Annotated in this window: 11 protein-coding genes and 1 pseudogene; 4 read left to right on the forward strand and 8 right to left on the reverse strand. The window is 69.4% G+C overall.

Annotation, left to right across the window (positions count from 1 at the left end; all coding sequences use genetic code 11):
- Positions 1 to 13: 13 nt before the first annotated feature.
- Positions 14 to 1,711 carry an ABC transporter ATP-binding protein gene (locus ACLQ28_RS18635; protein WP_425687604.1) on the forward strand — a complete coding sequence of 566 codons (1,698 nt, stop codon included), beginning with the start codon at positions 14 to 16 and terminating at the stop codon, positions 1,709 to 1,711.
- Positions 1,712 to 1,715: 4 nt separating this feature from the next.
- Here ACLQ28_RS18635 and ACLQ28_RS18640 read toward each other — a convergent pair whose 3' ends face one another.
- The 5 genes and pseudogenes from ACLQ28_RS18640 to ACLQ28_RS18660 form a co-directional block, all read right to left on the reverse strand.
- Complete coding sequence (locus ACLQ28_RS18640; protein ID WP_425687540.1) at positions 1,716 to 2,645, reverse strand: carbohydrate ABC transporter permease; 930 nt, start codon at positions 2,643 to 2,645, stop codon at positions 1,716 to 1,718.
- Positions 2,645 to 3,553 (reverse strand): carbohydrate ABC transporter permease, encoded by a 909-nt coding sequence (locus tag ACLQ28_RS18645; RefSeq protein WP_425687541.1) that lies wholly within the window; start codon positions 3,551 to 3,553, stop codon positions 2,645 to 2,647. The genes ACLQ28_RS18640 and ACLQ28_RS18645 overlap by 1 nt, the downstream gene beginning before the upstream one ends.
- Positions 3,554 to 3,571: 18 nt before the next feature.
- Positions 3,572 to 5,008, reverse strand: coding sequence for an N-acetylglucosamine/diacetylchitobiose ABC transporter substrate-binding protein (gene ngcE, locus ACLQ28_RS18650; protein WP_425687542.1), 1,437 nt, complete (start codon positions 5,006 to 5,008; stop codon positions 3,572 to 3,574).
- Positions 5,009 to 5,034: 26 nt separating this feature from the next.
- Complete coding sequence (locus ACLQ28_RS18655; protein ID WP_425687543.1) at positions 5,035 to 5,784, reverse strand: sugar isomerase domain-containing protein; 750 nt, start codon at positions 5,782 to 5,784, stop codon at positions 5,035 to 5,037.
- 176 nt (positions 5,785 to 5,960) lie between these two features.
- Positions 5,961 to 6,908, reverse strand: a pseudogene (locus ACLQ28_RS18660) (MurR/RpiR family transcriptional regulator); the annotation flags it as partial.
- A 206-nt stretch (positions 6,909 to 7,114) separates the two neighbouring features.
- Here ACLQ28_RS18660 and ACLQ28_RS18665 point away from each other — a divergent pair.
- The gene (locus ACLQ28_RS18665) at positions 7,115 to 8,101 is read left to right on the forward strand and encodes an N-acetylglucosamine kinase (RefSeq protein WP_425687544.1); all 987 of its coding nucleotides are present in this window, start codon (positions 7,115 to 7,117) and stop codon (positions 8,099 to 8,101) included.
- A 166-nt stretch (positions 8,102 to 8,267) separates the two neighbouring features.
- Here ACLQ28_RS18665 and ACLQ28_RS18670 read toward each other — a convergent pair whose 3' ends face one another.
- The 3 genes from ACLQ28_RS18670 to ngcE (ACLQ28_RS18680) all read right to left on the reverse strand — a co-directional run bounded on the left by ACLQ28_RS18670 (position 8,268) and on the right by ngcE (ACLQ28_RS18680) (position 11,557).
- Positions 8,268 to 9,104, reverse strand: coding sequence for a carbohydrate ABC transporter permease (locus tag ACLQ28_RS18670; RefSeq protein WP_425687605.1), 837 nt, complete (start codon positions 9,102 to 9,104; stop codon positions 8,268 to 8,270).
- 65 nt (positions 9,105 to 9,169) lie between these two features.
- Complete coding sequence (locus ACLQ28_RS18675; protein WP_425687545.1) at positions 9,170 to 10,078, reverse strand: carbohydrate ABC transporter permease; 909 nt, start codon at positions 10,076 to 10,078, stop codon at positions 9,170 to 9,172.
- A 63-nt stretch (positions 10,079 to 10,141) separates the two neighbouring features.
- A complete protein-coding gene (gene ngcE / locus ACLQ28_RS18680) occupies positions 10,142 to 11,557 on the reverse strand; it encodes an N-acetylglucosamine/diacetylchitobiose ABC transporter substrate-binding protein (RefSeq protein WP_425687546.1) in 1,416 nt (471 codons plus the stop codon).
- Positions 11,558 to 11,873: 316 nt separating this feature from the next.
- Between ngcE (ACLQ28_RS18680) and ACLQ28_RS18685 the strand changes: the two genes are divergently transcribed.
- A complete protein-coding gene (locus ACLQ28_RS18685; protein ID WP_425687547.1) occupies positions 11,874 to 12,269 on the forward strand; it encodes a glutamate cyclase domain-containing protein in 396 nt (131 codons plus the stop codon).
- A 75-nt stretch (positions 12,270 to 12,344) separates the two neighbouring features.
- Positions 12,345 to 13,316 carry a hypothetical protein gene (locus ACLQ28_RS18690; RefSeq protein ID WP_425687548.1) on the forward strand — a complete coding sequence of 324 codons (972 nt, stop codon included), beginning with the start codon at positions 12,345 to 12,347 and terminating at the stop codon, positions 13,314 to 13,316.
- The last annotated feature ends 15 nt before the right edge of the window (positions 13,317 to 13,331 follow it).

A 13,331-nucleotide genomic window follows, 5' to 3' on the forward strand; every position in this document is an offset into this window, starting at 1 on the left:
GGCGTTGCGGGACATGATCGGCCGGCACCGCCGCGCGGTCGGGATCGTGCTCGCGCTGCACGGCGCCGCCGCGGTCGCCGGGCTGGCCCCACCGTGGCTGCTGGGCACCATCGTCGATGAGGTCACCGCGGGCGCGGGAGTGGCCACGGTGGACCGGCTGGCGCTGGCCATCGCCGGCTGCGTCCTGGTCAGCGCGTTGCTCTCCCGGTACGCCCAGTACGCCGGCCACCGCTTCGGCGAACGGGCCGTCGCCGAGCTGCGCGAGGAGTTCGTCTCCCGGACTCTCGGCCTGCCGGTCTCGGTCGTCGAACGCGCCGGCTCCGGGGACCTGGCCACCCGCAGTTCGGTCGACGTGGCGACGGTCGGGACCACCGTCCGGGACGTGGCGCCCACCATCGTCATCGCCGTGGTGCAGTTGGCCTTGCTGTTCGGGGCGGTCTTCCTGCTGCATCCGTTGCTCGGGCTGGCAGCGCTGGCCGGGCTCCCGTCGATCGTGGCGGTGGCCCGCTGGTACCTGCGGCGGGCCACGCCCGCGTACCTCACCGAGGGCGCGGCGTCAGCCGAGTTGACGGAGACGTTGACGACCACCGCCGAGGGCGCCCGCACGGTGGAGGCGCTGCGGCTGACCGACGACCGGATCCAGCACGGCACCGTCCGCATCACCCGGCTCTGGCGGGCCCGACGGGCAACCCTCGCGCTGCGTACGGTGTTCTTCTCGGTCGTCGAGGCCAGCTATCCGCTGCCGATCGCCCTGGTCCTGCTCGTCGGCGGCTACCTGCTCTCCAAGGACATCGTCACGCTCGGCTCGGTCGTCGCCGCCGCGCTCTACCTGCAGCAGGCGATCGAGCCGTTGGACCGGTTGCTGCAGTGGACGGAGCAGGCGCAGCGGGGCTTCGCGTCGTACGCCCGGGTGCTCGGCGTCGGCATGGTCCCGCCGGAGCCGCCCGGCACGACGGCCACGTCACGAGGAGAGCGACTCGTCGTGCGTGGGGCACGGTTCTCCTACTCCGGCGGGCCGGACGTGCTGCACGGCATCGACCTGGAAGTGCAGCCCGGTGAACGCCTGGCCGTCGTTGGTCCGTCGGGTGCCGGCAAGTCCACCCTGGCAAGGCTGCTGGCCGGGATCGACGCGCCACGCGAGGGCGTCGTCAGCATCGGCGGTTGCCCGGTCACCGACCTCGACCCCGCCGAGCGGCGCCGCCGGATCGCCCTGGTCACTCAGGAGCACCACGTCTTCATCGGCTCGGTGCGCGACAACCTCTCGTTCGCCGCGCCCGACGCCTCCGACGAGCAGATGCGCTCCGCACTGGTCAGCGTCAGCGCTGACTGGTTCTCGGAGCTGCCCGACGACCTGGACACCCAACTCGGCGACGGGGCCCGGCAACTCGGCGCGGCCGAAGCACAGCAGCTCGCGCTGGCCCGGCTGGTGCTCGCCGACCCGCACACGCTGATCCTGGACGAGGCGACCGCCGCGCTCGATCCGACCACCGCCCGTCGTACCGAACGGGCGCTGGCCGCTGTGCTGGTCGGGCGGACCGTCATCGCGATCGCGCACCGGCTCAACACCGCGCACGACGCCGACCGGGTCGCCGTGCTGGCGGACGGCCGGATCACCGAGATCGGCAGCCACGACGACCTCGTCACGGCCGACGGGGCGTACGCCGCACTCTGGCACTCCTGGCACAGCCAGGCCGAGGAGCGCCCGAGGTGACCGACTACTTGACGGCGCCGGAGGTGAGGCCGGCCTGGATCTGTCGTTGGAAGACCGCGTACACGATGATCATCGGGAGGATGGCAATGGTCAGCGCGGCGAACAACCCGGACCAGTCGGCCTCGTAGCCGGCGTTGACCGAGATGTCGGCGATGCCCTGGGTGAGCACCCACTTGTCCTTGGCATTGGAGAGCAGCACCAACGGAAGCTGGTACTGCGCCCACTGACCGATGATGTTGAAGATCGCCACGCTGATCAGGCCCGGCTTCGCCATCGGCATCATGACCTGGAAGAACAGCCGGCTGTGCCCGCAGCCGTCGATCAGCCCCGCCTCGGCGACCGAGGTTGGCAGCGTCTTGAAGAACGCGGCCAGGAAGAACACCGTGAACGGCAACGAGTACGCGCTGTAGACCAGCACCACGCCGGTGTGGGTGTCCAGCAGGCCCAGGTTCTTCACCACGAAGAAGAGCGGCACCAGGGCGAGGAAGACCGGGAACGCCAACCCGGACACGAAGAGGAAGTAGATCGCCCGGTTGCCCCAGAACTTGTACCGGGCCAGCACGTACGCGGCCATCGAGCCGAGCAGCATGGTGAGGAACGTGCTGCACCCGACCACGATGACACTGTTGAGGAAGTACCGGCCGACGTGCGCCTTGGTCCATGCGCGACCGAAGTTCTCCCAGCGCAGCTCCGCCGGGAGCGTCCACGGGCTGCTGAAGATCTCGCTGGTGTTCTTGAACGCGGCGAGGAAGGTCCAGAGGATCGGCACGATCACGATCACCGCCCAGACGGCGAGCGCGACGTGCCCAAGGCCGGCGAAGAGCCGTACCTCCGAGCGGGGGCCCTTGCTTCCTCGCCCGCCCGGGGCATTCGGGTCGCCGGTCTTCGGCGGTAGCGCCGCCGGTGTCGGCGGCAGCGTCGACTGCGGGTTCATCAGTACTCCACGCTTTCCCGCTTGGTGAGCCGCAGCGTCAGCGCCGCGAACGTGATGGTGAGGAAGAACAGCGCCACGCCCATCGCGGAGGCGTAACCGTACTTCGAGTAGACGAACGCATTGCGGTAGATCTCCATCGCCAGGACGGTGGTGGCGCCGTCCGGGCCGCCACCGTCCACCGAGAGCACCGCCACGATGGCGAAGCAGTCGAACGCCGCGATGCCCAGATAGACCCAGGCCACCTGGAGGGTGTCCCAGAGCAGCGGCAGGGTGACCCGGAAGAACAGGGTGACCTTGCTCGCGCCGTCCATCTCGGCAGCCTCGTAGATCTCGCCCGGGATGGAGGCCATCCCGGCCGAGAACAGCACCACGTAGAAGCCGACGGCCTGCCAGACCAGCACCCCGATGATCGACCAGAGGGCCAGGTTCGGCTTGACCAGGAACAGCACCGGGTCCAGGCCCAACTTCATCAACACGCCGTTGATCAGGCCGGACTCGTTCGGCCGGTACACCATCTGGAACAGCACCGCGATGATGGCCACCGCCAGGACCTGGGGGAAGAAGAACACGACCCGGTAGAACTTCGCCCCCCAGACGCCCTGACGTTGCCCACCGCTGCTCTTGCCGCCCACGTTGAGCTGGAAGGCGAAGAACAGCGCGATGGCGATGGTGATCAGCGGCAGAGCAAGCAGCAGTACGCCGTGGTGCTGGACCGCCTTCCAGAAGGCCCCGTCGTCGAGCAACCTCCGGTAGTTGTCGAAGCCCACGTACTGCGGGGCCGACAACCCCCGCCAGTTGGTCATCGAGATCTGGAACGCCTGCGCGTACGGCCAGATCACGAAGGTCACGTACAGCGCGACCGGGGCGAACAGGAACCCGATCACGAATGGATACTTGCCGTGCCGCATGACCCTAGCTCCGATCGATCAGCGCTTGAACTTGGCGACCGAGGTGTCCTTCTTGATCGCGTCGGCGCGCTTCTGGATCCGCTCCACGAAGGCGTCCGCGTTGATCCGGCCGAACATCAGCTCGTTGGTGGCGGTCCGCGCCTCCGTGTCGAGCTCCTTGTACCAGCCGTCGAAGTACAGGTTGAACACGTCCTGGCCGGCCGCCTTCAGCGCGGCCTGAGAGCTGGCCACACCGGGCGGGAAGGCGAAGCCCTCCGAACCGGCGGTGACCACGGTCGGGGCCTTGACCACCTCGGTGAAGCCCTTCGCGCCTGCCACGGACAACATCTGGCGCATGTACTCCAGGCCGCCCTTGGGGTTCTTGCTCTTCGACGAGACGAAGTAGCCCTCACCCGCGGTGGCCCGCAGCGCCGTGGCCGGCAGCTTGTCCGACGCGGTCAGGCTCGGCACCGGCATGAGCTGGTACTCGAAGCCGGCCGGGGTGTCCTGCTTCTGCTCGCCCTCCAGCCAGTCACCGCTGGGGTACAGGGCAACCTTGTTCTGGTTCTGCCGCAGCTGCACGTCGGTGTGCTTGAGCCCCTCGAAGCTCTTGTCGCTGAACTTCGCTCCGACCTCGGCCCACGCCGTGGCGGCCTGCTTGATGGCGTCCTGCTTCCAGGCGCCGTCCTCCAGGTTGTCGATGTTCTTCAGCACATCCGTGCCGCCGATCTTGGCGGCCTGGGTGAGGATCACGTTCCACTGGTAGTAGGCCGCGTTCGAGCCGGCGTAGCCGTACGGGGTGATGCCCTTGGCCTTGATGGAGGTGAGCAGGGCGATGAATTCGTCCCAGGTCTTCGCCGGCGCCCAGCCGTTGTCCTTGAACAGCTTGCCCGAGTACCAGATACCGAAGACGGTGGAGACGTAGTACAGGACGTACGGCTTGCCGTTGAACGAGCCGGCCTCGACGGTGCCGGGCACCACGGTGTCGCGGACCTTCTTGGCCGGGTCGTCGACCGACGGGGCGTCCCACAGCTCGGTGAGGTCCTGCAGCTGGCCGTCGTTGACCAACGCGCCGAAGTCCATCAGCTTCTCGCCCGAGTTGTTCACGAACTCCGGCGGGTTGCCGGACGCGAACCGCGGCTGGAGCACCGTGGAGACGGCCTGGGTGGCCTGGTGCTTGACCTCCGCCTTGGGGAACGCTTTCTTGTACAGCGGCTCGTGCACGTCGGTGGCGTACTTCTCGCCGTAGCCGCCATTGAAGATGATCACCTCTATCGCGGCGTCCTCCTTGACGCCCAGCGGGTTCTTCTCGCTCTTGGTGCCGCCGGCGACCTGCTCGTTCTCCTTGTCGCTGCCGCTGGTGGCGCAGGCGCTGAGCAGGCCGATGGCCGGGGTGGCGAGCATGCCCACGGCAGCGGCGCGACGCAGCACCGTGCGACGGTCGAGTGCGGCCGGCTGTTCGGGGGTAATCGACATCGTCGTCTCTCCTTGTGGAATTCGGGTCAGGCGGTGCGCCGGAGACGCCCGGCGTACTGCGACTCGAGGGCGATGTTGTGCTCGTCCCCGCCGGGGACGTTGGCGGAGAGGTAGATAGGGGGTACCTCCCCGGCCTGGTGGAACCGTCGTACGACCTCCGCGGTCAGCAGCTGCGCCAGCAGTGCCGTGGTGACCGAGGAGACCGCACAGACCGCGCCGCCGCCCTCGAGCGGCAGCAGTGCATCGCCGTACGGCGCGCCGTTGTCCAGCACGACGTCGGCGAGGTCGGCGAGCCGATGCCCGGACGGGTGCCGTGGAGCGACCCGTGCGGTGTGCTCGACCGAGGTGACCGCGATCAACGGGTGACCGCGCTCGGTGACCAGCGCCGCCAGCTCGACCACCGAGCCGTTGATGCCGGATTGGGACGCCACCACGAACACGTCGCGCGGCTGAGGCGCCGCGAGCGCGTAGATCTGGTGGGCGATCAAGGGGTCGCGTTCCAGCTTCGGGTCGGCGAGCACGTCACGCGGGGCGTCACCGTGCACGACCAGGTCCCGAACCGACAGCCGGTTGGTGGGAACCAGCCCACCCGCCCGGGCAACCAGCTCGGCGGCGAACGCCTCGGAGTGCCCGGCGCCGAACGCCTGGAGCACGCCACCGTCGCGCAGGCTGTCGGCGATGAGATCGGCGGCCCGGTTGATCCCGTCGGCCTCCGAGTCGAGCAGTCGGTCGAGCACCGGGCGGACCGCGTCCGCGTACCCCTGAGCGCTGATCATGACAGGACTCCCTCAGAGGCTGTCGGGAAACCTCGCGTCGGCTGCGGCGGTCCCGGCCGACGACCGGCCGCGTTGGAGGTCGGTCCGGATACAACACCGGTATCCGGACCGACCTCCGCCTTGCCGGATCGCCGGCTGGACTCCGCCTCGCTCGCCCCGGGGTTTCCCGACAGCCTCTTGGCTGCCTTGTGCCCGTCGACGGCCTGCGCGGTGCGCCGGAAGGCCGCGTGCGCACGGTCGTGCGTGCGTTGGGCGACGGCGATGTAGAGCAGGTCGAGCACCACCAGTTGGGGGTGCCGGGCGGAGAGCGCGTCCGGCCGGAAGGTGGTCGCCTGGCTGGCCGTGAGTAGCACGATGTCGGCCAGCTCGGCCAACGGTGAGCGGGGGAAGCCGGTGAGCGCGAGCGTGGTGGCGCCCCGGCTGCCCGCCTCAGCGAGCGTCTCGATCGTCTCCCGGGTCTGCCCGGTGTGCGAGATGCCGAGTGCCACGTCTCCGCTGCGCAGCAACGCGGCGCTGGCCAGCCCTTCGTGCACGTCGTTCCACGCCCAGGCGGCCACACCGATGCGGTGGAGGCTGAACTGCATCTCCTCGCCGACAAGCGCGCTGCCGCTGGCACCGAAGATGTTCACCCTGCTGGCGCCGGCGATCGCCACGGCGGCCCGTTCCACCTCGGCGAGATCGAGCAGTGTGGCGGTGTCGTGCATGGCCCGGGTGTCGGCGGCCATGATCTGGTCGAGCACCCGGGCGAGCGGGTCGCTCGGCTGGATCTCGCGTCCGATGTCGATGGTCCAGCCGGCCGAGCGGGCCCGACCGGTCTCGGAGGCGATGCCCAGCCGCAGGTCGGCGTAACCCTCGAAGCCCATCGCCCGGCAGAAGCGGGTGATGGTCGCCGGCGAGGTGCCGCTGCGCTCGGCCAACTCGACGATTGTGGATCGGGCAGCGGCCTCGGGGTCGCTCAGCACGTGCTCGGCGACCCGGCGCAGGGCGCCGGTCAGCTCTCCGAGCCCGTTGCGGACGCGGGCCAGCACCCCGTCGGACGCTGATCCGAGGGCGTTCCGCCGGTCGATCACGTCGGCGTCGACCACCGCGGTCCCCGCGGCGGCGTCCACCTCGTGATCAACCATGGGTCGCCTCAGCTTTCCGAAAAGACTGTTAACTGTTAGTGGTAAAAGTTCTTACTGAACGGCCCTCCGTGTCAAGACTGTGGGCGAAGTTTTCAAACTGTTACCTGGCGCACAGCCCGCTGCACCCCCCGGCGCTTGCCCCGTACGACGCCGCCGACCAGCATGAACAGGCCCGATCGCCGTCGAACGCAAGGAGTCCCGTGCCGATGTCCGACACCCTCGTGATCGGTCTCGATGTCGGCGGCACGTCCACCCGGGCGACCGCCCTGACCCTCACCGGGCAACGCGTCGGCACCGGCCGTGCCGGCGGTGGCAACCCCACAAGTCACGGCGCCGAGCGCGCCGCCGCCGAGCTGTTGACCGCGCTACGCGAGGCGCTCGCTGACCTCGACCCGACGCGGGTCGTCGCCGGCACCATCGGGTTGGCCGGAGCAGGTCGACTGCTCGCCGACCCAGCCGGGCGGGCCGCCTTCGACCGGGCCTGGCACGACGCCGGCCTGCGCTGCCCGTACGCGGTGCACGGCGACGCCCTGGTCGCCTACGCCTCCGGCAGTGCCGCCCCAGACGGAACCATCCTCATCGCCGGCACCGGGGCGATCACCGCGCAGGTCCACGACCTGCGACTCGACCGGATCGCCGACGGCCACGGCTGGCTCCTCGGCGACACCGGCTCAGGTTTCTGGCTCGGCCGCGAAGCGGTACGCCGGCTGCTCGCCGATCTGGACGTCGGTCGGAAACCCGGCCCGCTGGCCACGGCGGTGCTCACCGAGTTGCTGGGCAGCGCCGAGATCGCCGCCCACCCCAGGACCACCGTGGACGCCGCGATCCAGGCCGTGACCCGACGAGCGCCGATCGAGCTGGCCCGGCTGGCGCCGCTGGTCGTCGACGCCGCCACCCACGGCGAGCCGGTCGCCACCGCGCTGATCACCGAGGCCGCCGCTCACCTGGCCGAGAGCGTGGGCCGCATCCGCGCGGCCGGCGCGGTGACACCGGTCGTCCTCGGCGGCGGGCTGCTCACCGCCGACACCCCGCTCGCCGCCGCCGTCCGGGTGGAGATCGCCCGCCAGTGGCCGGACGCGCCGCTACGGACCGCCGGTGACGGCGCTGCCGCCGCAGCCTGGCTCGCCGCCCGCGACCTCCCCGAGGTCACCGACCCGGCCGCCCTGCACGCCCGTCTCTTCCCCACCCCCTGACCACCCTGCGCGCGCTGCGCGCCGCCGGATGCGCAAGATCCACGCACTTTCGGTGAAGTTGCTGCCTCAGCGCGCCGTGAGGCAGCAACTTCACCGAAGTTGCGCGGATCTTGGGCTGGACGGGCCGCGACGGGCGGGGACGGTCAGCGTCGAGTGGGTGTGGGCCCTACTTGAGCTGGCCTGCGGTCAGGCCGGCCTGCACCTGGCGCTGGAAGGCCACGTAGATCGCGAGCACTGGCAGCACCGCGATGCTCAGCCCGGCGAAGAGCCGCGCGTAGTCGCCGGCGTAGCCCTGGCTGACCGAGAGCGCGAACAACCCTTGCGCCAGCATCCACTTGGACTCGTCGCCCTGCATCAGCACCTGCGGCAACAGGAACTGGTTCCAGTGGCTGAGGAAGTTGAAGATCGCAACACTGATCAATCCCGGACGCGCCATCGGGAGCATCACCCGAAAGAAGAGCCGGAAGTGCCCGCAGCCGTCGACCATCGCGGCCTCTGCCACCGAGGTCGGCAAGGTCCGGAAGAACGCGGTCAGGAAAAACACGGTGAACGGCAGCGAGTAGGCGGCGTACACCAGGATCAGCCCGGTCCAGGTGCCGAACAGGCCGGCGTTGCGGACCACGAAGAAGAGCGGCACCAGGGCGAGGAACACCGGGAACATCAGGCCGCCGACGAACAGGTAGTAGACAACCTGGCGACCGCGGAACTCGTAGCGCGCGAAGACGTACGCGGCGGTGGCGCCCATCAGCATGGTGAGGCTGACCGAGCCGGTAACCACCACCAGGCTGTTGAGGAAGTACCGGCCGATGTGCGCGCCCGTCCAGGCCCGCGCCCAGTTGTCCAGGTGCAGCGCCCCGGGCAGCCCCCACGGGTCGGCCAGGATCTCGCCGTTCGTCTTGAACGAGCTGATGAACATCCAGAGCAGCGGCAGCACGGTGAGCAGGCCCCAGAGCATCAGGAAGCCGTGCGAGAGTGCGTTGGCCACGCCGACCTCGCGGCGCATCGGGCGATCACGACCGGTGGTCGACGCTGGTGCGGTGACGGCAGGGGTGGGCTGATCCAGAGTGGTCACGAGAACTCGATCCGTTCGCGCCGGCCGACCCGCAGGGACAGGACCGCCACCGAGAGGGTCAGGAAGAACATCACCACGCCGATCGCCGAGGCGTAGCCGAACTTGGTCTCGCTACCGAAGGCGGTGTCGTACATCCGTACACCGATGACGTCGGTGGAGAAGTTCGGCCCGCCGTTGGTCATGAGCTGTACGAGGATGAACCCGTCCAGGGCGAAGATGGCCAGGTAGACCCAGGCGACCTGGACCGTGTCCCAGAGCAGCGGCAGGGTGACCCGGCGCAGTGTGGTGTATCGGGAGGCGCCATCGAGCAGCACCGCCTCGTAGATCTCCTTCGGCACGGCGGACATCGCGGCGCCGAACAGCACCACGTAGAAGCCGACGTTGCTCCAGACCATCACCGCGAGCACGCACCAGAACGCGGTCGCCGGATCGCCGAGCCAGGTCGGCGCGGGCAGGCCGACCGCGTGTACGGCGCTGGTGAGCAGCCCCTGGTTGGGGTGGTAGACCTCCTTCCAGAGCAGCGCGATGATCACCACGGAGAGCACCTGTGGGAAGAAATACACAGTGCGGTAGAGCGCGCCGCCGCGTACTCCGGTCACGCCGGCGCGGCCCTTGCGCCCGCCCATGGCGAGCATGGTGGCGAAGAAGAGCCCGAGCACGATGGTCAGCACTGGCACCAGGCCCAGCAGGATCGCGTTGTTCTTGAGCGCGTTCCACACGTAGTCGTCGTGCCACAGGGTCTTGAAGTTCGCCAGGCCGACCGAGTTGGCGTCCGCCGAGTAGCCGAGCCAGTCGGTGGTGGAGATCTGGAACGCCTGCAGGTACGGCGAGACGACGAAGACGACGTAGAGCAGCACCGGCGGCACCAGGAAAGTGACGATCAGCGGCCACTTGCCATGTCTCACGAGAAGGACCTCTTCCGCTGGGGTGCGGCCGGTGAGGGCGGACCTCCCTCACCGGCCGGGCTGTCAGGCCGCTCGCTTGTACTTCTTGATCGAGCTGTCCTGGGCGATCGAGTCGGCGCCCTTCTGACACTGGTCGAGGAACTCCGCGGGGCCGATGCGGCCGCTGAAGAACTCGCCGCACGCGGCGTCGACGAGGTTGCGCTCCAACTTGCGGTAGAAGTTGTTGTAGACCCAGTTGAAACCGTTGGCGCCGGAGGCGTCGAGGGCCTTGACCACGGTGTTCAGCCCGTACGGCAGCTCGACGCCTTCGCTGGCACCGGCAACCACGGTGAGGCTGGCGACCTTCTTCGTGAAGTCCTGGGCGCCCTTCATGGAGAGCATGGTCCGGAAGTACTCCAGGCCGCCGGCGACGTTGCGGGCCTTGGCCGGCACCATGAACGGCTCGCCGGCGGTGCCCCGGATCGCCTCGTACGGCAGTTTGTCGCCGCTGCCCAGGCTCGGTGTCGGAGCGATGGTCATGTTGAACCCGGCCGGGGTGACGTCCTTCTGCTCGCTTTCCAGCCAGGAGCCGCAGGAGATGAACGCGGCCTTGCCCTGGCACCAGGCGGTCTGCGACTGCTTGTGATCCAGACCGGGCGAGCCGTCCAGGATGTACTTGTCCTTGACGATCTGGTGCCACGCGTCGGCGGCGGTCCTCATCGAGTCGGACTTCCAGGCGTTCGGCTCCAGGTTGTCGATGGCGGTCGCCACCGACGGGCCGCCGAACTTGATCGCGGTCGCGATCAGGGGCCAGCTCATGTACCGCGGGTGCAGGCCGGCGTACGTCCATGGGGCGGTGCCTGCGGCCTTGATCTGCTTGCAGAGCGCGATGTGCGCGTCCCAGGTCTTCGCGTACTCCCACGAGCGTTCGGTGAACAGCTTGTCGGAGTACCAGATGCCGTAGGCGGTGTACGTGTAGTTGAGCACCAGGAACTTGCCGTCGTACGAGCCGACCTCGACCGCGCCGGGCAGCAGGGTGTCCTTGACCGTCTTGCCGGGGACGTCGAGGCTCGGCGCGGCGAGCAGCTCACCGAGGTCGGCGAGGGCGTTCTGGCTGACCAGGCCGTTGAAGTCGATCTGGCCGGCACCGGAGTTGTTGACCACGTCCGGCGGGGTGCCGTCGACGAAGCGCGGCTGAAGGGTCTTGCTGATCTCCTGCGTGGCGGAGTGTTTGACCTTCGCCTTCGGGTACTTCTCGGTGTACATCGCCTCGTGGGCCTTGGCGTATTCCTCGCCGAACCCACCCCCGAAGATCACCACCTCCAGTGGGGCGTCCTCCTTCACGCCGAGCGGGTTCTGCGCGCTCTTGGTGCCCTGGTAGGTGGCCTTGTCGTCCTTGTCACCCCCGCCGCCGGTGGCGCAGCCGGTCAGCAGACCTGCGGCGGGGGTGGCCAGTAGGCCGGCGGCGGCACTGCGCCGCAGGATGTCACGCCTGTTCATGGAATCTCCTCGGGTCGGGTCGGGCGGACCACCGTTGTGAGGGGGAGGCGTCCACCGCGCGAGGGGCGTTGATTCTCTTCATTTCATGCTGTGTTACTGAAGAATTTCTACGACAGCCCGGCCCGGACTTCAAGTCCTCAAGCTCTTCAATCTCCGGACCGCCTCCGCACGGCCATCAGCACGATGGTCATTTTCGGACACCGCATGACCCCGAGGCGGGCGTACGACGCCCCCTCAGGTCTGGCTACCACTCGATCCGCAGCGTGGCCCGGCACCGCTACCCTGGCCCCGTCCGCTGTCGCCGAGGAGGCACGCCGTGCGGGTCGAGCAGACGATTGCCGAGTTGGAACGGGTCGCCGCGCACGAAGCGGGCCGGGGCAGCGAGGCGCTGGCCGTCCCGGCGGCAGGAGGGCTGCTCGCCGCCGCCCAGTCGCTCGCCTTCTCCGAGCGCGTGCCGGACGCGGCGGTGCTCACCGGGTTCTTCATCCCGGGTGCCGAACCGCCAGCCGCCGAGACCGACGGCCCGATCGGTGCGGTCCAGATCGCCGCCGCGCTCCGGCTGCTCGGTGGCCGGTGCCGACTGGTGACCGATGAACCATGCGCGCCGGTGGTCGAGGCCGCCGTGGCGTCCGCCGCACCAGGCCTGCCCGTGGACATCGCTCCACTGCAGGGGTACGACGCCTGGGCCCGCCGCCCTCCAGCTCCGGTATGACCGGCTGACCCATCTCATCGCCTGTGAACGGGCACAACCGGGGGTGTCGAGAACCGGTCCGGTAGCATCCGCCAGGTGTGCAGAGCGGAAACGGCCCTGCCGACCGGTGCGCTCGCCGAGCGGATCACAGTGGAGGTCTGGTCCTGGATCGGCTCCGTCCCGCTCCGCGGGCTGGTCTGGCAATTCGGCGGTGACTGGCCGGACGGCGACCTCACCGAGGTGCTCCGATTCCTGGACGAGTTCTCCGCCCGACACTGGGACTTCCGGGGCGGCCGGGAGCGGCCCGACGCACGGGAGCCGGCCCTCGATCCCGACACCGCCGCACTGGTCCTCCACGCGGCATCCGCGCTCGGCATGGTGCGTCCGGTGCCGCCGAGCCGGCCGGCGTACGCCCATCTGGTGGTGCTCGGGGGCCTGGCAGCCGCCTGCGTACGCCGCGTCGCCTACGCCGCGCACCTGCTCCGCACCGGCCTGCGGGTGAGCGGCGAAGTTGCCGTGCTGGGCAGCTTTCGACCCCTGTCGGACTGGGAACGTCAGACGCTTGCCGACGCGGGCCTACCGGCCGACGAGACCGAGGTGGACGTGCTGGACTCGGCCGTCCGGCGGGTGTTCGAGGTGGCCAACCCGGCCGAGCAGCACGGCGTCGACACCGGCCACCCGCACCACTCCTGGTCGTCGCGGACCTACCGGCCGGAAGGCCTGCCACCGGTACGGGTGCTCGCCGCACCGTCCAGCGAACCGCACCTGCGCCGCGCACACACCGCCGACACGCAGCGGTTCTGGGCCGGGCACGTCCAGCTCGCCCCGGGCGACGAGGTGCTGCTGGTCACCGCGCCGATCTACGTGCCGTTCCAGCACTGCGACGCGTTGCGCACCCTGGCCCTGCCGTACGGGTCCGACATCGAGACCGTCGGGGTGGACCCGACGCTGGCCGACCTGGCGGTGTTACCGGAGCAGACGCTCTCGCCGGGGCGCTACCTCCAGGAGATCCGCTCGGCCATCCGCTCGATGCGCGCCCTGCACACCGCGCTGACGCACCCGGCGTGACCTCGGCCGGCCCGA

The organism is Micromonospora sp. DT201 (assembly GCF_049841575.1).
Classification (GTDB): Bacteria; Actinomycetota; Actinomycetes; order Mycobacteriales; family Micromonosporaceae; genus Micromonospora.